Annotated in this window: 21 protein-coding genes; 7 read left to right on the forward strand and 14 right to left on the reverse strand. The window is 47.3% G+C overall.

All coding sequences use genetic code 11. From position 1 onward, the window contains the following. Positions 1 to 72: 72 nt before the first annotated feature. Positions 73 to 1,173, forward strand: coding sequence for a Kelch repeat-containing protein (locus PV783_RS20610; protein ID WP_420989394.1), 1,101 nt, complete (start codon positions 73 to 75; stop codon positions 1,171 to 1,173). 35 nt (positions 1,174 to 1,208) lie between these two features. On the opposite strand, the gene PV783_RS20615 is transcribed toward PV783_RS20610, so the two are convergent. The 6 genes from PV783_RS20615 to PV783_RS20640 form a co-directional block, all read right to left on the reverse strand. After that, the gene (locus tag PV783_RS20615; RefSeq protein ID WP_420989395.1) at positions 1,209 to 3,497 is read right to left on the reverse strand and encodes a Gldg family protein; all 2,289 of its coding nucleotides are present in this window, start codon (positions 3,495 to 3,497) and stop codon (positions 1,209 to 1,211) included. A 12-nt stretch (positions 3,498 to 3,509) separates the two neighbouring features. Then, positions 3,510 to 4,439, reverse strand: coding sequence for an ABC transporter ATP-binding protein (locus tag PV783_RS20620; protein ID WP_420989396.1), 930 nt, complete (start codon positions 4,437 to 4,439; stop codon positions 3,510 to 3,512). A 92-nt stretch (positions 4,440 to 4,531) separates the two neighbouring features. Continuing rightward, positions 4,532 to 5,944 carry a RagB/SusD family nutrient uptake outer membrane protein gene (locus PV783_RS20625; protein WP_420989397.1) on the reverse strand — a complete coding sequence of 471 codons (1,413 nt, stop codon included), beginning with the start codon at positions 5,942 to 5,944 and terminating at the stop codon, positions 4,532 to 4,534. A 13-nt stretch (positions 5,945 to 5,957) separates the two neighbouring features. Further along, complete coding sequence (locus PV783_RS20630) at positions 5,958 to 9,209, reverse strand: SusC/RagA family TonB-linked outer membrane protein (protein WP_420989398.1); 3,252 nt, start codon at positions 9,207 to 9,209, stop codon at positions 5,958 to 5,960. Positions 9,210 to 9,598: 389 nt separating this feature from the next. Beyond that, positions 9,599 to 10,771 (reverse strand): FecR family protein, encoded by a 1,173-nt coding sequence (locus PV783_RS20635; RefSeq protein WP_420989399.1) that lies wholly within the window; start codon positions 10,769 to 10,771, stop codon positions 9,599 to 9,601. A gap of 80 nt (positions 10,772 to 10,851) precedes the next feature. Next, positions 10,852 to 11,436: an RNA polymerase sigma factor gene (locus PV783_RS20640; RefSeq protein ID WP_420990656.1), complete on the reverse strand. Its 585-nt coding sequence runs from the start codon at positions 11,434 to 11,436 to the stop codon at positions 10,852 to 10,854. A gap of 142 nt (positions 11,437 to 11,578) precedes the next feature. On the opposite strand from PV783_RS20640, the gene PV783_RS20645 reads away from it, so the two are divergent. Then, positions 11,579 to 12,388 (forward strand): class I SAM-dependent methyltransferase, encoded by an 810-nt coding sequence (locus tag PV783_RS20645; protein ID WP_420989400.1) that lies wholly within the window; start codon positions 11,579 to 11,581, stop codon positions 12,386 to 12,388. 7 nt (positions 12,389 to 12,395) lie between these two features. Here PV783_RS20645 and PV783_RS20650 read toward each other — a convergent pair whose 3' ends face one another. From PV783_RS20650 to PV783_RS20660, 3 genes are read right to left on the reverse strand one after another with little or no spacing between them, the layout of a single operon-like run. After that, complete coding sequence (locus tag PV783_RS20650; RefSeq protein ID WP_420989401.1) at positions 12,396 to 13,028, reverse strand: ankyrin repeat domain-containing protein; 633 nt, start codon at positions 13,026 to 13,028, stop codon at positions 12,396 to 12,398. Between the two features lie 17 nt (positions 13,029 to 13,045). Continuing rightward, positions 13,046 to 13,801, reverse strand: coding sequence for a DUF2314 domain-containing protein (locus PV783_RS20655; RefSeq protein WP_420989402.1), 756 nt, complete (start codon positions 13,799 to 13,801; stop codon positions 13,046 to 13,048). Positions 13,802 to 13,850: 49 nt separating this feature from the next. After that, on the reverse strand, positions 13,851 to 14,042 hold the full coding sequence (locus PV783_RS20660; protein ID WP_420989403.1) for a hypothetical protein: 192 nt from the start codon (positions 14,040 to 14,042) through the stop codon (positions 13,851 to 13,853). 59 nt (positions 14,043 to 14,101) lie between these two features. On the opposite strand from PV783_RS20660, the gene PV783_RS20665 reads away from it, so the two are divergent. The 5 genes from PV783_RS20665 (at position 14,102) to PV783_RS20685 (ending at position 17,751) form a co-directional block, all read left to right on the forward strand. Continuing rightward, a complete protein-coding gene (locus PV783_RS20665) occupies positions 14,102 to 14,680 on the forward strand; it encodes a Crp/Fnr family transcriptional regulator (RefSeq protein WP_420989404.1) in 579 nt (192 codons plus the stop codon). Positions 14,681 to 14,750: 70 nt separating this feature from the next. Beyond that, positions 14,751 to 15,302: a hypothetical protein gene (locus PV783_RS20670; RefSeq protein WP_420989405.1), complete on the forward strand. Its 552-nt coding sequence runs from the start codon at positions 14,751 to 14,753 to the stop codon at positions 15,300 to 15,302. 97 nt (positions 15,303 to 15,399) lie between these two features. Further along, the gene (locus tag PV783_RS20675) at positions 15,400 to 16,422 is read left to right on the forward strand and encodes an SDR family NAD(P)-dependent oxidoreductase (RefSeq protein ID WP_420989406.1); all 1,023 of its coding nucleotides are present in this window, start codon (positions 15,400 to 15,402) and stop codon (positions 16,420 to 16,422) included. Positions 16,423 to 16,493: 71 nt separating this feature from the next. Further along, positions 16,494 to 17,303, forward strand: coding sequence for an AraC family transcriptional regulator (locus tag PV783_RS20680; protein WP_111579729.1), 810 nt, complete (start codon positions 16,494 to 16,496; stop codon positions 17,301 to 17,303). A 118-nt stretch (positions 17,304 to 17,421) separates the two neighbouring features. Further along, positions 17,422 to 17,751 (forward strand): hypothetical protein, encoded by a 330-nt coding sequence (locus PV783_RS20685; RefSeq protein WP_200817378.1) that lies wholly within the window; start codon positions 17,422 to 17,424, stop codon positions 17,749 to 17,751. A 6-nt stretch (positions 17,752 to 17,757) separates the two neighbouring features. On the opposite strand, the gene PV783_RS20690 is transcribed toward PV783_RS20685, so the two are convergent. The 5 genes from PV783_RS20690 to PV783_RS20710 form a co-directional block, all read right to left on the reverse strand. Continuing rightward, a complete protein-coding gene (locus tag PV783_RS20690) occupies positions 17,758 to 18,147 on the reverse strand; it encodes a DUF1801 domain-containing protein (protein ID WP_079472903.1) in 390 nt (129 codons plus the stop codon). A gap of 55 nt (positions 18,148 to 18,202) precedes the next feature. Then, positions 18,203 to 18,553: a hypothetical protein gene (locus PV783_RS20695; RefSeq protein WP_079472902.1), complete on the reverse strand. Its 351-nt coding sequence runs from the start codon at positions 18,551 to 18,553 to the stop codon at positions 18,203 to 18,205. Between the two features lie 128 nt (positions 18,554 to 18,681). Further along, positions 18,682 to 19,623: a S1 family peptidase gene (locus PV783_RS20700; RefSeq protein ID WP_420989407.1), complete on the reverse strand. Its 942-nt coding sequence runs from the start codon at positions 19,621 to 19,623 to the stop codon at positions 18,682 to 18,684. Beyond that, complete coding sequence (locus tag PV783_RS20705; RefSeq protein WP_420989408.1) at positions 19,620 to 20,957, reverse strand: MutS-related protein; 1,338 nt, start codon at positions 20,955 to 20,957, stop codon at positions 19,620 to 19,622. The genes PV783_RS20700 and PV783_RS20705 overlap by 4 nt, the downstream gene beginning before the upstream one ends. A gap of 95 nt (positions 20,958 to 21,052) precedes the next feature. Then, a complete protein-coding gene (locus PV783_RS20710; RefSeq protein ID WP_420989409.1) occupies positions 21,053 to 22,384 on the reverse strand; it encodes a MutS-related protein in 1,332 nt (443 codons plus the stop codon). Positions 22,385 to 22,388: the final 4 nt, after the last annotated feature.

The following is a 22,388-nucleotide window of genomic DNA, read 5'->3' on the forward strand; positions in this document are numbered from 1 at the left end:
CCTAACCCCATAAAAGAGATGCCCCTGCATAATCAGGACCCCTGAAGCAGAAAATATAAACATTCAAACATCATGAAACAGAAACCCTTTCGTTGCTATCTTCTTCCTGCTATCCTTTTTACTATAGCGGGTATTTGCAGTTGCAGCAAAAACAATAACAATCCCTCTCCTCCGCCGGATCCGGAATTGAAGCTCACCCACACTGGTACGATGCAGTTATCAAAGGCCAGAAGTGGGCTGGCAGCAGCTGCTGCAGGCAATAAGATCCTGTTTGCCGGCGGCAATATCAGTATAGGCAGGCTGCCAACAGTGGATATTTACGACGTATCTACCGGCAAATGGGAAACAACCGACCTGGTAGAAGCCAAAAGTAATTATGCCGCCACCGCCGCCGGCACTTACATCTTCATAGCTGGTGGCACCGGCGACCTGGGCTTATCAAAAAGGGTAGATATTTATAACACCGCCAATGGTCAGTGGTCCAATGCACTACTCAGTGAAGCCAGGTACGATCTGGCGGCTGCCGCTTCCGGAAATAAAGTGGTGTTTGCCGGCGGATTCGCCTACAACTCCCTCCCCACTGCTACCGTAGATATTTACGACATCGCCACAAAAACCTGGACTACCGCCACGCTCAGCGAGGGCCGGGGAAAGCTTTCCGCCACCACAGCGGGAAGCAAAATTATCATTGCCGGTGGCGTAGGCTCAGGCAATTCCAACAAAGTAGATATTTATGATGTTGCTACCGGCTCCTGGAGCACCGGCCAGCTGAGTGAAGCAAAGTTCATGATGGCGGCTGCCGGTGCGGGTAACAAAGCCATGTTTGCCGGTGGTGTTCTCACAAATATTGCCACCTCCGAAAAAATTGACATCTACGATGCCGCCACCCAAAGCTGGTCCACAGTACAAATAAGCAAAGTAAGAAGAAGCATCACTGCCGGCGCCATTGATACTAAAATCCTGCTGGCGGGAGGCTTCGTCGCAGGATTCGCGGTTGTTCCGGATGTAGATGTATACGACGTTAAAACCGGCAAATGGGAGAAGCTGGAACTCAGCGAAGCAAGAGCAAATGCAGCCGCTGCAGCGGCAGGTAATACCCTGCTTATTGGCGGCGGCGGTGGCGGAGTAACCGGGTATTCAAAAGTGGTGGACGTGTTTAAATTATCAAAATAAAAAAGGGGACCTGGTGAGGTCCCCTTAAAAAATAACTATCTTCTTTTTCTTCTTATCATCATGATCACTACGCCCGCTACAATAAGCGCAGGCAGCAATCCTACAAGGCCTGTTTTAAGATAGCTTACACCGGTGGCACTGATCCGCAGGTCGCTGTCTGTTAAGGGCGGCCGGGAAGTATCAACCGGGAACAATCCATAAGTGAACCAGCGGAACAGCTCCGTGGTAAAGAGGAAATTGGCCGTGCGGATATTATTCCGCAGCAGTTCAGCATTGCTCATAAAGTCGGCATCCGCGGAAACGATGATCCGTTGCTGGCGACCGTTATGCTCCCGTGTTAAAGCTACCGTCATCGGGAAAGCGCCGCGCGCATCGTTCAGTTCGGGCCTGAATATGGCGGTACGCAGACTATCATCGATTGGCGCCATACGTTTGAAAGTATTGGCCGTATTGCTTACAATCAGCGGCGTAATATGATAGGCATTATTGGCATTGCCGGAAATACTGCCTGCTCCGGAGAAACCAATAACGATATCGTCCTGGCGGAATGCCGGGGAATTACCTAACAGTTTAAGTCCCGGTGCAGAGAGCGCAGACTGGATAAACCGTGGCGCCATATCTTCTGATTTCTGCAATATGGTACCGGGTTCAATGCTCATGCCCAGCGTTGCCAGCAGCGGGTTGATGTACTCACGCCTGGAAGGCTCTCCGGCAATGAGCACGTTACCGCCGCCATTGATAAACGTAGTTACCTGCTGCAGCTGTTCCGGTGAATACGGCATCCCTGGATCTGCAATTACCAGCACCGCTATATCTGACGGAATACTATCTTTCCCCAAATAAATTTCCTGTACGGAAAAGCCCTGGTTGAGCAAAGCATGCCGGAAGGTTTTTTCTATGGTAGAGAGTTTGTAATCATTATCCGCCATACGTTTAATGCTTCTTTCATTCTGCCCTGTTACAAAAGCTACTTTAGCGGGTTCTGTAACCAGTCTTTTTATAGCAGCAGTAATTTCTTTTTCCTCCGGCTGACGCATCAGGTCTTCGTAAATTCTCAGGAAAGTGCTTTTACCATTGTATTCCAGCAGGCGCAGGGTTCTGTTGCCTTCTCCTGATAAATCAATCTTTTTATGGATCTGCGCCGGCGTAAGGAAATCGTTGATGTCCAGCTTATACGACGATGCCACACGTTTCGCCAGCTGCGCGGTGTTCAGCCCTTTATTCCTGCCGTAAAGATCAGGGTTGTTGGTGCTGTCGTAATAGTAAATATATTTCATGCGGATATCCGGCCTGAAACGGAAATACTTATCAAATCTTTCCAGATCGGAATTGCGGAAAATGGGCGACAAAGAAAAGTAGTTGGCATCCAGCAGGTTCACATAAGCGGTGATCGTCAAAGGACTTTTCATTTGACGCAGTACATCCTGACTACCTTTGGTTAATGTACGGCTGTTGTTGGCCGTCATGTCCTTGTAGGCTACTATGCCCGGGCGGCTGGTAGCATACCCTGCCAGCAGGGCGCATACAACCAGGGCGGCATAGCGCGACACTTTCACCAGCAATGGTTTCGATTCTTTACCGGCGCGGAGTTTTAATATCGTTAACCCCACAAATAAAAGTATCACGATGATAAAGTAGAAAACATCCCTGCTGGTAATTAATCCTTCTACAAAATTTTCTGCCCTGCCGGAGATAGAAAGAAAGTAGGTCAGGTCACGGACAAAATCCATGTCCTGCCATAACTTACCCACGTAGTTCAATCCTCCTAAAAGTGCCAGTGTACTGATAGCCGCTACCACCTGGTAGGTAGTAAGCGAAGACATAAACAATCCAATGGCCGAATAAGCGCAGATAAGCAGGAACAAGCCAATGATCCCGGAGCAAATAAATGACAGGTCCGTATCTTTCAGGATAAAGGAAGTAACAATACCTAAGATCACAAGACAGCACATGAGCAACAGGCAATAAAATACCATCGCCAGGTATTTACCCCATACTACTGCACTTAATTTTACGGGCGATGAATATACCAGTTTGATAGAGCCGCTGCCCGTTTCCCGGCTGATAAGGCCCATCGTTAATAAAGGAATATACAGGTATAAGTTTTCCTGCATCTTTGTAAACACGCCTGAAAACCCTGCAAACAGCGAGTGGGTCATACCGCTGCGGTTCATGCCCAGCTGCTGCGCCCGCTCGAAACGTTCCAGGAGGCTGGTGAACTCCCAGCCCGACTGCACCATAAAAATGACCAGCACTACCCATGCAACGGGGGAATAAAACAGATTGCTTAATTCCAGTTTTGCAATCCTGAATGTAAGTTTCATATGTACTGATTATTATGATTTAACCTTGTTTGATAATTTTGCGAAGATTTCTTCCAGGGAACTTCTTTCCAGCTGGATTTCCCGCAGCTTCCATCCGTTGCGGGCGCTGAGTTCCACTACTGTTTCCGCGATTTCGGGTGCTGCATCAAAATGTAAACGCCACCAGCCGTTATCTGTGGGTAATGCGCCGGTAATACCCGGTATCGCTTTGAGCGCAGACAGCCCCGGTGCATTGCTGAAATAAAGCAGCATGGAGTTAGGCGCGATATAATTATTGAAGTCGTTTACCGTACCGGTAAAAACCACCCTGCCCTGTTCAATCATTTTGATGGTATCGCAGGTAGCCTGTACTTCCGATAGAATATGCGATGAGAAAATCACCGAACGTTCCTCCCCGATTTCTTTGATGAGCAGGCGCACTTCCGCGATCTGGTTGGGGTCCAGGCCATTGGTGGGTTCATCCAGCACAACCAGTTTGGGTTTATGAATGATGGCCTGCGCAATGCCCACCCGTTGTTTATAGCCACCGGAAAGATTTTTGAGCAGTCTTTTGCTGAAGTGTGCGATACCGCATCGCTCCTTTGCTTCCGTCATAGCTGCTTTGATCCGGTCTTTCGGAATCAGCCGCATATGCGCGCAGTGCGTGAGGTATTCATCTACGGTGAGATCCAGGTAAAGCGGCGCATTCTGTGGCAGGAAGCCGATCAGTTTCTTCGCGGCGATCGGGTGTTCGCGCAGGTTGATATTATCGATCAGCACCGATCCTTCCGTTTGATTGAGCACGCCGCAAAGGATGTTCATGGTAGTGGATTTACCCGCGCCGTTAGAGCCGAGCAAACCCGTTATTCCTTTATGCCTGATGTCCAGGTTAATGTCTTTTATCGCCCAGGCGGTACTGTACCTGTGCGATAACTGCTCGATTTTAACAATACTTGTATTCATAAATAATTGCTTAGCATGGTAAAGACAAAGTATGGACAGGGGCGGCCGGAACCGCCCACAGGCACATACTTTGGAATGATCAATATTGGATCTTAGTTGTAATCCGGGTTTTGTATCAGGTTAGGGTTAGCATCCACCGCAGCCTGCGGCAGCGGGAAATAAGCAGCGCGCGCCTGCCAGGTGCTTTTTTTGGCGCCCAGCACGGTGTTGATCCGGCCGGTGCGGCGTAAGTCCATCCAGCGGTGACCGTACTCATTAAAAAACTCGCGGCGGTTTTCATCTTCGATTTCAAGCCGGAGTACATTTTCCGCGGTGGCCACACTGCCAGCGGTGTTGGCACGTACCCGCACCACATTTAGATCGGCCCTTGCTTCGGGCAGTTTCTGCTGGTTAAGCCGGGCTTCTGCACGGATCAGGTATTGCTCCGCCAGCCGCAATGCGGTGGGCGCTTCCTGTTTGCCGGCCGCTGTTGCTGCAGCGATCGACACCAGGCGGTATTTATAGGACTGATGATTTAAAACACCACTGAAAGTAGTGTCCTTTATCCATTTTGTTCTGCGCGCATCTGTAACATCGAAGATACCGGCCAGGTCTTCTGTGAGTGAATACTGGGAAGTATTGCTGACAAAAGTGGAACCTTCGTAAGTATAACCGCTGGTGATGCTGAGATAAGGTCCGAACTGGAAAATAGCTTCGGCGGAGGCTTTTAAAAAGGTATTCTCCAATGCAGCGGCGGGCGTCATTGCATAAAGCGCACCTGCGTCATCTATTACTTTGGAGGCTTCCTGTTCTGCCAGCGCCCATTGTTTATTGTACAGGTAAATCCTTGCCAGCAATGCACTTGCAGCCCAGCGGGTTACACTGGTACGGAAACCTGGCGAGGCGCTGTAATCAGCCGGTAAACGGTCGCGGGCTTCCTGCAGGTCGGTGATAATCTGCGTGTTGATAGCCGCTATACTGTTTTTAGGCGCCAATGCTGTTTTGCTTACATCTGTTTCCAGTATCAGCGGCACTTCCCCATAAAGATTTACAAGATAAAAGTAGCAGTAGGCACGCATGAATTTCGATTCCGCAATAACGCGTTGCTTTACCGCATCGGTTAAAGCCGTACTCTCTGCCGCTCCTTCTATGTTACTGTTGAAACGGTAAATACCCGCGTACAGGTCAATCCAGATACCATTGAGGTTACTTACCGCAGATGTACTGGAGCCAGGCGCATACGTATTTTTGGTAAACTCATCATAGTTTGTATTGGCCAGAAAGCTCATATCGTCGGACACAAGCGACGTTATGGAGGTAAGGTTCACGGCAAGCGTTTGCGAGCCGAAGGTGCTGCTGAATGCACCGGATAAAGCCGACAACGCCAGCTTATCAGATGTAAACACACGTGCAGAAGAAATTTCCGTTACCGGTGCAGGAATGTCTATCAGCTTTTCGCAGCCGGTCATTGCCAGCGTTGCTGTCAAGCCTGCGATTATTTTTATAGAATTTATTTTCCTTAACATGTCATCAATCTTTTTAAAGCGAAAGTTTAAAACCAGCAGACAGCGTGCGCAAAGGAGGCAGCGAGGTACCTCTTGATTCCGGATCAAAGCCTTTGTAGGATGTAAGCGTAAAGAGGTTCTGCGCCTGCATAAACAGCCTGGCCTGATTAATCCGCGCACGTTTCAGCAGTGACGGTGAAAAATCGTAGGAAAACGAAAGGTTCTTCAACCTTACAAAAGAGGCGTCTACCCAGGTAGCATCGGAGCCAAAATAATTATTGGCGACAGCGCTATAGGCAGCAAGCACGTGCCGTTGACCGGGACCTCCATCCGCCAGGTAATCATCCAGTACATCTCTCGAAAAATTATAACTGAATCCCGGCGGGTAAATCATGGCAGAACCAAGACTGCGGCCTTTCTGTTTTACAAACTGGAAGGTAAAGTCCAGCGTAAAGTTTTTATAACTGAGGGTATTGGTTAAGCCACCGAAAAAGTCGGGATAGGTAGTACCTGCATAATACCTGTCGCCCCTACCAATTGCCTGCAGGCCAAAGGTGATGGCTTTATCATTATTTAAATCTGCTACAATGGGAAGATCAGTAGCAGGGTCATATCCTGCGTATTTATACAGGTACACGCTGCTTACCGGGTTACCTACTACATAACTGGTGTAATAGGAAGTTTTCTGAAGATTCGGGAATGCTTTCAGTTTATTTTTGTTGGCGGAGAAATTAAAGTTAGATGTCCAGCTGAAGTATTTATTCCGGAGGTTCACCGTATTCAACGAGATTTCCCATCCTTTGTTCTGCACATCTGCTGGCAGGTTTGCCTGGTAGTTGCTGAAGCCGGCCTGTGTACTGACGGTGTAGCTAATGAGCTGGTTACTGGTGATGTTGCTATAGTAAGCGGCGGTTAACTGCAGCTTATCGTCCAGGAAGCCCAGTTCCAGCGCCCCTTCCAGCTTATCCGTTTGCTCCCAGCGGTAGTCGCTGTTGGCAATCCGTGAAGGCACCAGGCCCGTAACGCCGTTAAATACGTAGCTAGTGGTGCTGTAGGAATCGAGATAAGCATAGTTGCCAATATTATCGCTGCCGGTGATACCATAGCTGCCGCGCAGTTTACCACTGCTTAACCATTTCAGGCGATTTTTGAAAAACGACTCTTCTGTAAACAGCCAGGCAGCGCCTACGGAACCAAAATTACCAAAACGGCTGCTGGGGCCAAAGCGGGAGGAGCCATCTCTCCGGAAGATCCCGTTGATCACGTAACGGTCGTTGTACACGTAATTCAAACGTGCAAAAACCGACGCAAACTTATAATCCGTAGAGCTGGAGCGGGTAAAAATACTTGCCGCAGATGCAAGGTTCTCTATAAAATCATCCGAAGTAAAATCCGATGCAATGGTATAGTAAGGCTGCCGCGACATCCGGTATTGCCAGGAGCCGCCCGCCAGGCCGGAAAAATGGTGGGCGCCGATTGTTTTAGTATAACTTACCTGCGGCTCAATAATGTAGTTATTGGTATAACTATACACAAAAGCAGCGCGCGCAGCGTTGGTCGCATTCACCTGGTCCTGCGACGACTGCGGCGTAAGCTGCACCTGGTCCATATCCGAACGGCCAAAGCCAAGCAGGGTTTTAAACTCCAGCCCTTTCACAGGCGTATAGCTCAGGTTAAGGCTGCTGTTCAGGTTGGACGACTTATTACGATTGGTACGCATCATCACACCGAGGGGATTCTGCGAAAAGAAGTCGGTGGACCAATACAGGCTGCCATCCGGGTTGTATAAAGGAAAGTTTGGCGCTAACTGGTATGCACGGCTCGTAAGGTCCTCTATCGCCAGCGTATTATTATCTGCCAAATACATCGCAGAAAAAGCGAGTTTGAATTTTCTGTCGAAACTGCTGTGATTAATGCTCAGGTTGGCCGCGCCACGTTTATACGATTTATCCAGGTAGTACACCGTGGTTTCCTTGTGGAAAGTGCCACCCAGCAGGAAGTTCGTTCTGTCGTCGCCACCGGATACACTCACACTGGCATCTGTAAAATTCGCGGTGTTACCGATCAGCAGCTTCTGGAAATTGGTATATGCGTGCTGGTCCCATACCAGCAGATCCTGCGCATTCGCAGTGGTGGGCGTAATATTTGAGTTTTTAAAACCCTGTTTGCGGATCGCCAGGAACTCTTCTGTATTCAAGGTGGGTGCAAAATGCGCCACCTGCGACATGCCTGTATTCAGGTTCATATCGATCCGGGTTTTACCGGCACGTCCTTTTTTGGTGGTGATCAGTATTACACCATTAGCGCCACGGGAACCATAAATAGCGGTGGCATCGCCATCCTTCAACACTTCCACGCTTTCGATATCTGCGGGGTTGATACTGTTTAACGGACTGGTAGGCCCGTTGGCGCCATTGAGCACATTCCCTGTTTGCGCATTGATGGCATCAGACAAAAACGGTACGCCGTCTACAATGTACAATGGCTGCGAAGTGCGCAGCAGGGAGTTTACGCCCCTCACCTGTACATCGATTGATGCGCCGGGATAACCATTGTTCTGTACAATGGATACGCCGGGCATACGGCCCTGTAAAGCCTGCAATACATTGGTGACCGGTTGCTGTTCAATTATTTTAGATGTTACCCTTGTTACACTACCGGTAGATAAACGCTGCGACTCGGTGTAATAGCCTTTGTTGATCACTATTTCTGAAAGCCTGCTGGTAAATGGTTCCAGCGCAATGATACCCACGTTGGTGCTGGTGATCTTTACTTCTTTCGTAGTAAATCCTACGAAGGTGATCATCAGTACATCCCCTATTTCCGCTTTAATGGAAAACCTTCCGTTGGCATCTGCCGCTGCGATGATCTTTTGCCCTACAATATGCACCGTTGCACCTTCCAACGGCTGGTTGGTTTGCGCATGTACCAGTGTGCCGGATATTTCCGTTGCTATGTACGGGGCTGTTGTTACGCTCACGGGAGCAGGAAGCGGGTTTTCTGTAATGAAGATCGTGTTGTTCTGAATTTTAAATTTCAGCGGCTGGTCCTTTACCAGCAAACGCATAAATTCTTCCAGCGGCATATTGCGCACATCAATGGTAACCGGCTTTGCGGCGGCCAGCACTTCCCTGGAGTAAGCCGCTATAAAGTTGGTTTGTTTTCTTACCGCGTTCAACGCCTTTTCCACCGGGATGTTTTTACCGGACAATGTAACCAGCTGACCGTAACCTTTTGCCGCAACATTCAGGATGACAACGGTCATGAGTACAAAAGTTAACTTCATTGCATTCACAATTGTTTTGTTCGCCGGGCCCGGAACTGTTTGGAAAAGCCTTGCAGCAGAGCATCCGATTTTGGTTGAGCACCTGTACAAAAGGGGTGGAATTGCCTCGCTGTGGGCATGAGCAGTCCCCTTCTCACATTGGTAGCAATGTGGTTTAATTTGCATAGATTTGCAATGTTTGGGTTGATGTAAATAATGATTAAGCCAATTGTTGTGACACAGCATCCCAATCTCTTTTACGGTGGCGGGTCCAATCGCCGCCGTTTTTTATTGGAACCCCGGGAGCATTCTTTTAACTACGTTGCATTCATCATACATAGATCTGGTTGATAGTGTTTTAAAAAATAATGGTTGGTATCTGGTTGGTTTTTGATTGATAATAGTATAGGCTATTGTGTGATGATCAGTTTTTTGCCATTGCTTTCCAGCTTATAATGTACCCGCGAATCCCGGAGAAAATCGAGTACCTCTTTCAGATTTACGTCCCTGCTCATACCTCCCCCAAACGATATATCCGGTACTTTGCCAGGGAAAACCACATCGATATCGTACCACCGGGAAATCTGTTTCATGATCTCTTCCAGCGTTTGTCCTTCAAAACTAAAAGCGTCTGAACGCCACGCCATTTCCTGGTCCAGGTTTACCTGTTTAACCAGCTGCATGGTTTCGTCCGCGGCGCTCACCTGCGCCTGCTGACCGGGCTGCAGCTGTACTTCCTGTACCTTCCCGATGCTGAAGGTTACCTTCACCGCTCCATCGAGCAAAGTAGTTTTTGCGATCGCGTCGTCATCGTACGCTTTTACGTTGAAGCGTGTACCCAGCACTATAATGGAATGATGCTTACTCACTGCAACCCGGAATGGCCGGGCCGCATCTTTTGCCACTTCAAAAAAAGCCTCGCCGGATACCTGTACCAGCCGTTCCGTTCCGTTGAAATCGGTGGGATACCTGAGTGAACTGGCCGCATTGAGCCATACATTGGTGCCATCGGGCAACTGTACTTTGAACTGGCCGCCGCGGGGAGTGCGGAGCGTATTAAATTCCGGCTGATTGCTATTCCTGGCAGCAGTATATACCAGCTGCCCGCCCTGTTTATGTATAGAGGCGGCGCCTTGCTGCATGGTTTGTGTGCTGCTGCTGTCCAGCGCTACCACGCGGCCATCGGCCAGTGTGAGCAATGCTTTATTGCCGCCGGGTTGTACATCTTCCACTTTCACCACCGGTGTTCTGCCGGAACGCACCGGCCAGTAATAATAAGCGGTTGCTGCTACTGCTATGAACACTGCGGCAGCCGCGGCTGTACGCAGCCAGCTACGTCTGTGGCTAACGTGTAACGCCGGTTCGCTGTCGGCAAACCGGATAGCATCCAGCACCTGCCGGGTAGCCTGGTCATCCATCCGGTGCTCCACCGGGGCGTCTTCCAATGCCTGCTGGATCAGCTCTTCAAGCGGCGCATCGTCCTGCTGCTGCTCTATCAGCATGCCCAGTTCCTCTTTTTCCGCCGGGGATAAAGACTGATCTAATAATTTTTTAAACAGATATGATAACCTGGTTTCATTCATATAAAAAGGAGCAGCGTTAGTGCTTCTGTTATATGAGAGGCCGGAAAAAGAAAGATGGGGGTATAGCCCCGGAAAAAAATTTATGAAATAAGCAGGTATACCAATACGGGAATACCAAGACGCATCATGCAATAAGCCCTGATGCTGCGCATAGCCAGCGCCAGGTGGGCTTTAACCGTTTCGGGGGAAATGCCCATGATGCCGGCTACTTCTTCCCTTTTCAGTCCTTCCTGTTTACTGAGGCGGTATACTTCGGCCTGTTGGGCCGGGAGCCTGGCAATGGCCTGTTGCAGGATGCCCGCGTACTCTTTTTCCCGGAGCAGCCGGTCGGCGGCCTCCTCGGGTACGCCATCGTTTTCGGATGCCTGGGTAAAAATAAGACGGGCATTGCGCTTTATATAGCGGGCAATATAATTCCGGGAGAGCGTGAACAGGTAAGCCTTGAAGTGCTGTACATCGGCCATGATGCTTCGTTTCAGCCAAACCTGCAGAAAGATATCCTGTACAATATCATCCGACATTTCGCGGGAACCGGTAAGCTTATAAGCAATGTTGAATACTTTGTCGCGGTAATAACGGAACACCACTTCAAACGCCAGGTGGTCACCATTGGCGATACGCCGAAGATATACGGCTTCGTGCTCTATGTAAATGTTGGCTGCGATCTCCTTCTGTAGCTAGGTAAGGAGGTAAAAGTAAGGAAAAAGTGTTTAACGCGGTTTATCAAAAAATCAGCTATTTTTATCAGCAACCCGTTTCCGGCCGGATACCCATCAGATGATACCCTGATCTTTTAAAATAAAAATCATGAATAAAGAAGTATATAAAATTACAGGCAACGACGCCTCCAACTATGAGGAACACCTGGGTCCCCTCATCTTTGAACCATCGGCCCATGCGTTGCTGCCACATATTGTTACGCTTCCGGCACAATCCATCCTGGAAATAGCATCCGGCACCGGCAGGCTCACCAAACATCTCAGGGAAAACTTTCCTGCATCAACCAGTATTACTGCTACGGATATTAACCCTGATATGCTGGAACTGGCACAACAGCAATTGGGGCATTCTGCTATAACGTTTCAACTGGCCGATGCGCAGGCATTACCCTTCGCGGATCAGTCGTTCGACCTGGTGGTAAACCAGTTCGGGTTAATGTTCCTGCCGGATAAACAAGGCGGTGTAAATGAAGCATACCGTGTGCTGAAGCCCGGCTGCCATTTTGTGTTCACCACCTGGGACCATACAGCAAGCATGGGATTATTTAAACTGCTGATCGACGAAATAATGATCCCCCTGTTTGAAGGAGAAGATACAAGCCGCTTCCATACGCCGTTCGCCTTACATGATCCCAACCTGTTAAACGCCTATCTTAAACAGGCCGGATTCGCCCATCATAAAGCAGTGTACCTGAAATTTAAAGGACATGCCAATTCAGCCAAACATATTGTAACCAGTTATTTTCATCAGCATCCCCTGGGCAGGCAGGTAAAAGAAAAAGCCCCGGCGGACTATGATCGCGTGGCCAATGAACTGGAGCAACAACTTATTCAACGGTTCGGACCAGGCGCTTTTGAATTTGAATTAAGCGCGCTTGCAGGGATCGGGCAAAAATAAGCCCCCGCTATTTTAACAGGTCGATTAACTCCGTATCCGTTTCATCAAGAAACTCCAATGGAGTGGTACCGTCTATATTTGGAACCGTTTTATCGGCGCCGGCCTCCAGCAACAACCGCACGCATTCAACCTGGTGATGCCTGTTTCCCACGCCGCCATGTTTGAGCCCGTGAACAGCCCATAAAAGAGGGGTGCCTTTAAAATCAACACATCGTTTATGAATGTCTGCTTTTTCCCGGATCAGTTTTTCCACCAGCTTGTCTCTTCCCACCCAGGCAGCCCAATGCAAAGCGGTTCCGCCATGACAGCCTGCATGATCAATAGCAGCGCCGTTTTCTATATACAAAATGCCTGTTTCCTCCGCATGCAAACTGGCAGCTGCTGTCAGCGGCGTATCCTGTCCATCGGTTAATTCATAGCCGTTGACGTTTGCCCCATGCGCTAAAAATATCCGGGCCATTTCCACCGCTTCTTTATCAGTGTAGGTATGGGCAAATACGCCATCACAGATCCGGTGCAGCGGATGTGCCTTAGTAGTGTTCTTTTCATCAAAAGGAATTCCTTCATTGGCCAGTGAAGGATTTTCAGTAAGCGCCCTTTTAATTCCCTCGTAATCTTTGTTGGTGATCAGTTCTTTCATGATAGTTTAAAATAAAGTTACTGAAGCAATGGCACCAGGTGTTCCCAACCTACCTGCTTTGCAAAATCCAATGCTGTTTTTCCATTACCGGTTTTAATAGCTTTATCCGCACCCAGCTGCAACAAAATTTCAACGGAACTCCTGTTACCTGATATTGTTTCCCTGTGTAAAAGCGTATACCCGGCTTCGTTCTGATTAGTTATTTCATCCGGATGTTCTTTTAGAAATTTTATCAGGCTATCCTTCATATTAATACTCATAGGGTGATCAATAAGATGCTCCGGGTGTTCCTTTTGTCCATAAACGAGCTGAATATTATGGTAGTCCCCAAAATTCAATCCCCAGGCCTCATCATGTTCCTTACGTTCCGCCTCCCCCATGGTAGACCTCAACTGCTGTATGGTAAATCCTCCATAGGTATCTCCCTGGCTGCTAAATAGCCAGTCACTGACCTGACTTAGTGGTACTTCAACAAAGTCGCCATTCTTAATATTTGTCAGCTCTGTTGGATCATTTATGAGCACACCGCTAATCATATCTCCATCAAATTCCACTTCATTAATCCACATATGCTCTACCGCAGGAGTTGTTTGATGTGCAACATTTTGCATGAAGGCTATTTTTACGCAAGCCAGATCCAATGCAGGAACAATTCTGCGATACTCCCAGGAAAGCTCTCTCCAGAAATACCTGAATGTTTCCTGGGCTTTATGAAAGGCTTTAATCATTTCCGGGTTATCTGATTCGGAATAAAAAATGGTTTTCTCGGTCATATTTAAAATATTAATGGATTCAATATTTAAAAAATCGTTTCTCCGATAGTTATTGGACGGCCTGTTTCTTCGTGCCAACAGTATCCATCAGCTGAACGGAGTCTACTGGTGACTGAATAACTGTATCTTTCTGATATCCTTCAGGATTGGGTACCAGTTCGCGGCTTTCATCATAGCTTTCTGTACTATTGTAGCAGCTGCTGAAACCGGTTAACGTTAGGGCTATCAATAATATTTTCATACTGCAATATAGGAAAAGATTGATTTGAACTAATTTCACAAAAAGTTATATTACTGCCAATGGAATCCTTTCTTATCAATACGCTGCAACAATTGATACCCATCAATAAAGAAGATAAGACGATTTACCAGGACCGCTTCCAGGTAAAACATTACAAAAAAGGTGATTTTTTTCTGCAGGAAGGACAGGTGTGTAAATATATGGGGCTGATTGAATCCGGCCTGATGCGTCATTATATCAACCAGGACGGCAGGGAACGGACTTTTTCCTTTGTGAATGAAAAACGGTTTCTGTGTAACTATGAAAGCTTTAAAACACAATCTCCTTCTTCGAGAATAATACAGGCATTGGAGGATACCACGGTGCATGTGGCCACCTTTGACAATTTTGAATACCTCTATGATCACACCCGGTCCGGCGACAGGATCGGGCGTTTGGTACTGGGAATGGTACTGATAAAACTGGAGAAGGAACTCACTTCTTTCTATACCGATACGCCGGAACAACGGTACCAGAAATTTATCGAAGAATACCCTGATCTGCAGCAGCGCATTTCTCAATACCATATTGCTTCTTTTGTAGGTGTGAAGCCGCCTTCCCTTAGCCGCATCCGTAAAAGAATAATTGAAAACAGGTAATTTCTTCACCGGGGTGAATAAAATTCTATTTTTTCCTGCAGAACTTTGTAGTATAAAATGATAAGGATATATGACAAATTCAGCACCGGACCAAACGGTAGCACAGGCTGTCCAGGATTTCTACCAACAACACCAATACGGCGAAGAAGGCGGCATACATGAGAAATTCGCCTGGATAAAATTTGGCTTCCTGTCGATCCCCATTCCCAATGTAAATGGCCGCCGCAAAAATGTTTACCTGCACGATATAAACCACATCATTACCGGCAACGATACCACCTGGAAGGGCGAGAGCGCCATCTCTGCCTGGGAAATTGCTTCGGGCGGCTGGAAAGATATTTACGTTATCTGGGTGATGGCCATATGGGCAATGGGCGTAGGCGTGCTGCTTTACCCCGCCAACACGCTAAAGGCATTCAAACAGGGACTGACCATGAAAAACGCAGCTACCTGCGGGCTCACCAAAACCGATATGTACAAATTGCGTGTCACAGAATTGCGGGATATATTGAGTAACCAGCCCGTAAGCAATAGGAACCCATTCGTTTGGATGGCTATCAGCTTCCTGTTTTTTGCGCTTCCTTTTATCACCGGGATCTGGGCAATTGTGTACTTATGCTGACATTCGGGAAATGACGTTTTAAACAAAGTACTTTGACGTTTTAAACAAAACGGTTTCATCATGCGGTCACTAGCTTTGTCTCATAAAATTTAAAACTATGAATTTAAAAGACAATTATAGTGGCGCTCTTCAGCAACCTGTCCACTCCGGATTCAACGCTACCTCAACGGTGCATGATGTTATAAAAGGTATTGATCTTACCGGTAAAACAGCTATTGTTACCGGCGGTTATGCAGGTATAGGGCTTGAAACTGTGAAAACGTTTGTTGCCGCCGGGGCAAAAGTAACCGTGCCGGCCCGCGATATCCATAAAGCAGCCAATAATTTAAAAGGGATAAATAATGTAACCATCGACACAATGGATCTTATGGACCCGGCATCTATCGATGCTTTTGCAGAAAGATTCCTCACCACAAATGATACCCTCGATATACTGGTTAATAACGCCGGCATTATGTGGGTGCCTTTGCAGCGCGATAAACGGGGCTATGAATCACAACTTTCCACCAATCACTTAGGTCATTTTCAGTTAACGGCAAAACTCTGGACCGCTTTGAAAAAGGCCCGTGGCGCGCGTGTGGTAAATGTATCTTCTTACGGTCACCAGATGGCGCCATTCGATTTCGAGGACCCCAATTTTACAAACCGGGCGTATGAAACATTGCAGGGCTATGGACAATCCAAAACTGCCAATAATCTTTTTGCAGTAGAACTGGACCATCGCGGCAAGGCTTTTGGTGTACGCGCTTTTTCCGTGCATCCCGGATCGGTAAATGGAACCGACCTGGGTCGCGTTGCCCCAATGGCTTTGTTTCAGCAAATGGGCACACACGATGAAGCCGGGAATATACGACCGGAGGTGGCCGCCAAACTCAAAAGTATCGAACAGGGCGCCGCTACACCGGTATGGTGCGCCACTACCCCTCAATTAAATGATTTGGGCGGCGTATATTGCGAGGATGCCGACGTAGCCGTACTGGATGAAGGAAATATTGTACACAACTATAATGAACCATCGTCGCTGAGAGGCGTACAACCTTACTCGGTTGATGCTGAAAATGCCAGGAAGCTGTGGGCGCTAACGGAAAAACTAACGGGCGTTGCGTTCCCTGTCAACTGATTAAAATCTTCTATCACAAGCCGAATTCATATATTCGGCTTATTTTCTTTCATAAATCTATCGTTCGAAAAATGGAATTTGAAACGAAATATATTACGCCGGATATTAAGCTGTCGGAGTTTAAAGGCAAGGGGTTCAAAACAGAAGTGATCTTTGAGCACCATATCCTGGTTTGGTTTATCTCCGGTGAAACAAAAATTATACAGGCCGATGCGACCTATACTTTCCATTCCGGTGATATTTTTCTCATTCCGCGTAACCAGCTGACCACTGTTATCAATTACCCGAAAGATGGCGCGCCGCACAAAGCGGTAGCCATGCATTTAACCAAAGAACGGCTGAAGGACTTTTATGCCAGGCATAAAGCAGTGGGCAGAATAGTATCTCATCCAAAAGTATATCGTTTCTCCAAACACCCGTTGCTGGAAAGTTGCCTTGCTTCACTGATCCCCTATTTTGATCTTGGTGAAAACCTGCCGCCGGATATCGCCGCTATTAAAATTGAGGAAGCTATCAGTATCCTGAGGTCCATTGACAAAAGCGTGGATGGCTTGCTGGCCGACTTTGAAGAGCCGGGCAAAATAAATCTCTCCGACTTTATGGAGCGGCACTTTATGTTTAACATGACGATGGACCGCTTTGGCTACCTCACCGGCCGTAGTCTGGCTACTTTCAGAAGGGATTTTAAAAAGACCTATCATACCACACCGCAAAAATGGCTCACAGAAAAAAGGCTGCAACTGGCGCATTACGAGATGTCGGAGAAGAAGCGGAAGCCTATTGATGTTTATTTTGAAGTGGGCTTTGAAAACCTCTCCCATTTTTCAAGTGCGTTTAAAAATTACTTCGGGTATCCGCCCAACTCTTTATTCAATAAATAGAACACTTCGTTGACTTGCTGTTTTTCAGATTGTCCGTTTCCGGACACGCAGCGCCCGCGCATGAACAATTACAGAAAACAGTTATACATAAGTGATATATGTTGCATACTGCCCGGATATGGCAACCTTCTTGTGGAAGCGCTTGTATAACATCAATACCATGAGCCACATTGTCATTCCAATTCCACCACTCCCGGGTAAGCAGGAGATAGAAGTTGAAGTAACCATTAACAACCAGAAGCAACAACTGCATTACCGGGTGGAGTTGTTTTACTGGGACGATTGTTCCAATCCGATGGGGCACCGGGCAGATTGTATCAGTGAAATGTTGTCGCACCACGATCCGGAGTGGACCGTGTATTATATCGGCGCGCCTACAGACAAGTTTGTGCCGATCACCTTTGTGAGTAAGGAAAGCAGGAAATTATTGCAGCGGGTGAATGTGTAAAGGAAGCTAAAGCAATCGTTCCAATACGCCTTTGCGTTTAACGATGTTTTTATAATCCCACTGGATCTTTGCGGCTTTCTCAAGCCAGCGTTTCAGCAAATCTGTGTTTACCTGTTTCACATCTGTGTAGCGGGCCTCAGCAGCCTTGAAGGAACCTTCCGGTTGCAGCCCTTCTTCATCAAACGACTGGCCGCTCCAAAACAACAGGCGTATGCTGTCTTTTAATTTGCTGTAGCCAACAACCGGGTTTCCGTTCAGGAACCACACCGGGTGCCGGTGCCAGATTTTATTTTCTGCTTCAGCCAGGTGTTTGTCAATTTCCCGGGCCAGCTTTTCGCATATAGCCTTATCTGCCGCTGACATTGAATCGTTGTAGGCTTGTATTTCTTTGTTCATATTGCAGGTGTTGTAAACAAAAAAACAATAGGATCAAACTAAAAATATAAATAAATTATTCAACAAAATGCCAGCATACACCGGCTATATCAATAATATTCACTTCTTTTCCATAAGGCTGCTGTGTTACTTCCCCGATCCGTATTCCAAACCGTTCCGGCAGTTTTTTTTCAATCATCTCACTTCTGAATTCACTTGCATTTTCAACCCCCACAGTGATCATAAAATTCTGCGCAAAATCGGGAACATCATAGTGCTGTAAAATAAACCGGCAGCCATCTTTCTCAAAACCGGCATAACCTGGTGCTTCAAAACTGATGTTAAAACCTAACGCTGAAAATAGCTGCTTTGATCTTTCAAAATCACTTCCCGAAGGAACAAATGGTTGCAGGGAAAGAAATTTCATACGTTGCTTTTTATAGTGCTATCCGTTGTTACAGAAAATTACCCTAAAAGCGCTTTCAGGTAACTCTCTTCCATTTTCACATCTAAATATAAGATTATCTGGAAATTACCAGCTTCTCTCTGGAAGATTTAATTGCCCAGCAACTCCTGTAATGCACTCACAGGCAGAGTATCCTTTATCACCATTTGCTGATGCCCCGTAACATTACCGGCATCATCTTTCACAACGGCTCCCAGCGGCAGTGTGGAGGAAACTATCCCGATAAGATTACCGCGTTTATCCAGTACCGGTCCTCCGCTTGAACCCACGCCATAGTCTGCTGTAATCTCCATCCGGATGGGCGGTTTACCCAGGGGATTATAACCCGCCGCAGCCTGCCGGGCACCGATGGTCACATTTCTTGCTACAATACCCTTACTGAAGTAGTAGAAATAACCGGTAGGATGGGAAATGCAATAAACGGCAGTTCCCACTTCTGCAGGCTTCCCTACTGGTATTGGTTGGAACGGCGTACCATTGGTGTTCACCTTAAAAATGGCCAGGTCATTATTTTGAGAATAGGCAAGTATCTTTTCTATGAAATAAACCTGTTTATCATGGGCAATAATAAAGTAGACACTGTCTTTCGCAGCTTCCGGGTTATCATTTACAATTATGCTTTTCAACACGTGATAGTTGGTTACGCATATTCCATCCGGGTTCAGCGCAAAAGCGGTACCTGTTAAACCGAATGATAGTGCGTCTGTACTGTCTTTTGCCTTCTGCAGTTTTCCTACAATGAATACGCTGTTTTTTCTCCTGGCATAAATCTCTTCATCGGCCAGTACTTTGGTGGTGGCGGAAAGAAGTTTGATTTTATTACCGGCCGGAGGTGTTTCGTCTGTGAGCAGGGCCGCGCTGTCCTTCAGGTCCTGCACTATAGCTCGTTTACCGGGAGACCCGAATTTTATATCGCTGAAGTAATGCTGGTAATCGGTATATATATCGGAAGCAGCGGAAGTTTGCGCCACGGCAGGTAGCAGTCCGCCCAGTATAGTGATACCTGTTAGTAAGAACGTACTTTTTTTCATGATGATTTGTCCGGAGTTTTGTTGTACAGCAGTTCGAGGATACCTTCGTTGCGGATGATCATCATCCCCTGCCGGTCTTCCGTAATTCCTTCCTGTAGCTGGTAAGTATAGCGGGGATACGCTCCATCCATTACCGTGGGCATATACACGAAGTGAACATTGTGGCGGGGTTTCAGCGCTTCGCCTACTTCAATAATATGCGTGGAAACAATGAACAGGCATTCCTGGTAATCGGAAAAACCCTCTGTTACAGCGAGCGTACCGTCGTAAGCATCTTTTACATTCGTGCCTTTGAACAGCTCATCAAACATGAGCAGTAATCTTTTCCCGCTTGCTGCCGCCTCTGCGGCCTGTTTCACTCTCACTACCTCGGCGTAGAAATGACTGTAGCCAAGACCGATATTGTCTGCCACATTGATGGAAGTATACAATCCTTCCCTGACGGAAAATTCCATTTTCGCAGCCGCCACCGGGAATCCCATATGCGCCAGGTAGCATCCGATACCCACCGATTTCATCAGCGTGGATTTGCCCGCCATGTTGGCTCCTGTGAGGAATAATACATTACTGTCCGCATGCATAAAAATCCGGTTGCCCACGGCTCCGTCGATACATGGATGGGCAAGCCCTGAAGCCGACAGCACATTTGTTTCCGGCGGCAGTGCCCGGGCATAGCTGAATGATTTCTCCGCCGCCACCGCGCTTACCGAAATGTATACATCTGTTTCGTAAATAAATTGTAAGATGTCTTCCATTTGCTGGTACAACCTTCCCTTTAATAAATGGTCGTAACTGGCTAAGGTTTTTATTGGCAATGCCTGGTAGATGTCGATATTGCGAAGGAGCGCTATCCGCTTATCAGATAAGATGTTCTTAATTGCCTGTATGCGGGGGTAATAGGGGTTTCCCTCCGCACGCATGGCTGTTACAAAAGCATAGCACTTGTTGAGGGTGATAATAGTAGCCTGTAATCCCTGCACATTTTTTTTATACTGTTCGTCCCTTGTGAGCGTAGAAAGCCATTTTTTAATAAGCGTGCCGGCCAATACCAGCGCAGCATTTTTATTTGCGCCCATGTCGAGGTACTCCCGCATCAGGCTTACCTGCTGCACATCGAAGGGGAAAGAGAGCTTTGCCTGCTGGAAATATTGAAAGATACTGCTACGCTCATTGATCGTGGCTTCATTATCTAAAGGAAAGCGGAACATGTTATCAAGCAATTGCTCTCCGCCGCGTGTTTTTACCCGGTTAAATAAATGATACACTGATCCCTGACGGTACTTGCCCAGCAGGTTCAGTTCATCAAGGGTTTGTTTGTCAATTCCAAAACTCATACGACTATTATTTTTTACCAGTACTACAAAGCGCCTCTATGGTAGTTGCCTGTTGTTTCTCCTGCTTACCATTACGCAGATGGGGTGAAAGCATTTCATACTGGTTTCACCTGGCGGGACGCTGATTCCTGCGCTCTTTTTTTCTTTCCTTTCTCCAGTATGTTCAGGATATCTTCATTACGAATAATCACCATGCCGTGCCGGTCGTCTGTAATGCCTTTCTCCAGTGTGTAGGTATATTCCGGCACATGGTTGTTCATTCGTGTAGGCAGGTAGAGAAAGTCGATATTGCTTTTTTTCTTTAGCTCCTCTCCTGCTTCCACTATATGCGAGGAAATAATGAACATGCTGTTTTGTTTTGTTGCAAAGCCATTTGTAACAGCAACAGTGGCTTCATGAGCATCTTTTACGTTGGTACCGCGGAACAGCTCATCAAACAAAATAAAAAATGACTGGCCGGTGCTTAACTCGGTCGCCATTTTTTTAACCCTCAGCACTTCCGCATAAAAATGGCTGGCGCCAATACCCAGGTTATCGGGCAGGTTCACCGTAGTATAAATACCATCCATCACAGAGAACGTCATGCCCTTTGCGGCCACCGGAAACCCCATATGGGCCAGGTACAGGGCGGTACTCAGTGAACGAAGGAAGGTGGATTTACCGGCCATATTGGCCCCGGTCAGAAAAATAACATTCTGTGTGGCGTTCATCATAATATCATTGCCTACCGGGTTCTTTAACGCGGGATGGTATACACTTTCAAGTTTAAGTTCACACAGTCCTTTATCTAATGCTTTGGGGAAGATAAAATCCCTTTCTGTAGCTGTTCCGGCAACGGACATATATACATCCAGGTAGTAGATATGACCTAACAGTTTTTCTACTTTGGCCCGGTCGCTTACCCTGAACAAGGCGTCATACGCCGTTACCGCACCATAGGATAATTTTCCTTTGGGCTGTTCTTTGAGTACAGGTTCAAAAACAGGATCGGCCAGCAGCCGGGTAATCGCTTCACACTCGGCTGCGTAAGCAGCTATGTTTTTCACATCGTGCTGCTCTACGAATTTTTTTGTAAGACGAATAAGTTCTATTACCGCTCCCACGCCGTTTTGTATCTCTTTTTCACCGAGTAAGGTTGGATCGTTCTTGCTTTTTGAATTCTTTTCACCGCTGATAAGATACTTTTCCGCCATGTCAAACAGCGAGGCATTGTAAGGAAAGGGCATGCCCAGTCGTGCAAAATCTTCGATGATACTGCTGCGCCTGTTGATGGCGTCCTTATCGGACAAGGGGCTGCGGAACATCTCTTCCAGTAAGGCTTCGCCGCCCCTGGTATGTGAGCGGTTGTAGATATCATAAATCCCGCTGCCGCTTTTTTTCCCAAATATCCCCAGGTCTTCTATGGTTTGTTCGTCGGTTCGTAACATCTTA

Origin of the sequence: Chitinophaga sp. CC14, from assembly GCF_048957795.1 — a bacterium.
In the GTDB taxonomy this organism is placed as follows: Bacteria; Bacteroidota; Bacteroidia; order Chitinophagales; family Chitinophagaceae; genus Chitinophaga; species Chitinophaga ginsengisegetis.

What these genes read in the sequence shown, in the direction of transcription:
- PV783_RS20665 (WP_420989404.1), top strand. Translation starts at nt 14,102, where the DNA reads ATGGAATCCTTTCTTATCAATACGCTGCAACAATTGATACCCATCAAT.
- PV783_RS20700 (WP_420989407.1), bottom strand. Translation starts at nt 19,623, where the DNA reads ATGAAAAAAAGTACGTTCTTACTAACAGGTATCACTATACTGGGCGGA.
- PV783_RS20620 (WP_420989396.1), bottom strand. Translation starts at nt 4,439, where the DNA reads ATGAATACAAGTATTGTTAAAATCGAGCAGTTATCGCACAGGTACAGT.
- PV783_RS20630 (WP_420989398.1), bottom strand. Translation starts at nt 9,209, where the DNA reads ATGAAGTTAACTTTTGTACTCATGACCGTTGTCATCCTGAATGTTGCG.
- PV783_RS20635 (WP_420989399.1), bottom strand. Translation starts at nt 10,771, where the DNA reads ATGAATGAAACCAGGTTATCATATCTGTTTAAAAAATTATTAGATCAG.
- PV783_RS20680 (WP_111579729.1), top strand. Translation starts at nt 16,494, where the DNA reads ATGGAATTTGAAACGAAATATATTACGCCGGATATTAAGCTGTCGGAG.
- PV783_RS20625 (WP_420989397.1), bottom strand. Translation starts at nt 5,944, where the DNA reads ATGTTAAGGAAAATAAATTCTATAAAAATAATCGCAGGCTTGACAGCA.
- PV783_RS20685 (WP_200817378.1), top strand. Translation starts at nt 17,422, where the DNA reads ATGGCAACCTTCTTGTGGAAGCGCTTGTATAACATCAATACCATGAGC.
- PV783_RS20655 (WP_420989402.1), bottom strand. Translation starts at nt 13,801, where the DNA reads ATGACCGAGAAAACCATTTTTTATTCCGAATCAGATAACCCGGAAATG.
- PV783_RS20650 (WP_420989401.1), bottom strand. Translation starts at nt 13,028, where the DNA reads ATGAAAGAACTGATCACCAACAAAGATTACGAGGGAATTAAAAGGGCG.
- PV783_RS20705 (WP_420989408.1), bottom strand. Translation starts at nt 20,957, where the DNA reads ATGAGTTTTGGAATTGACAAACAAACCCTTGATGAACTGAACCTGCTG.
- PV783_RS20615 (WP_420989395.1), bottom strand. Translation starts at nt 3,497, where the DNA reads ATGAAACTTACATTCAGGATTGCAAAACTGGAATTAAGCAATCTGTTT.
- PV783_RS20695 (WP_079472902.1), bottom strand. Translation starts at nt 18,553, where the DNA reads ATGAAATTTCTTTCCCTGCAACCATTTGTTCCTTCGGGAAGTGATTTT.
- PV783_RS20670 (WP_420989405.1), top strand. Translation starts at nt 14,751, where the DNA reads ATGACAAATTCAGCACCGGACCAAACGGTAGCACAGGCTGTCCAGGAT.
- PV783_RS20645 (WP_420989400.1), top strand. Translation starts at nt 11,579, where the DNA reads ATGAATAAAGAAGTATATAAAATTACAGGCAACGACGCCTCCAACTAT.
- PV783_RS20660 (WP_420989403.1), bottom strand. Translation starts at nt 14,042, where the DNA reads ATGAAAATATTATTGATAGCCCTAACGTTAACCGGTTTCAGCAGCTGC.
- PV783_RS20690 (WP_079472903.1), bottom strand. Translation starts at nt 18,147, where the DNA reads ATGAACAAAGAAATACAAGCCTACAACGATTCAATGTCAGCGGCAGAT.
- PV783_RS20675 (WP_420989406.1), top strand. Translation starts at nt 15,400, where the DNA reads ATGAATTTAAAAGACAATTATAGTGGCGCTCTTCAGCAACCTGTCCAC.
- PV783_RS20710 (WP_420989409.1), bottom strand. Translation starts at nt 22,384, where the DNA reads ATGTTACGAACCGACGAACAAACCATAGAAGACCTGGGGATATTTGGG.
- PV783_RS20610 (WP_420989394.1), top strand. Translation starts at nt 73, where the DNA reads ATGAAACAGAAACCCTTTCGTTGCTATCTTCTTCCTGCTATCCTTTTT.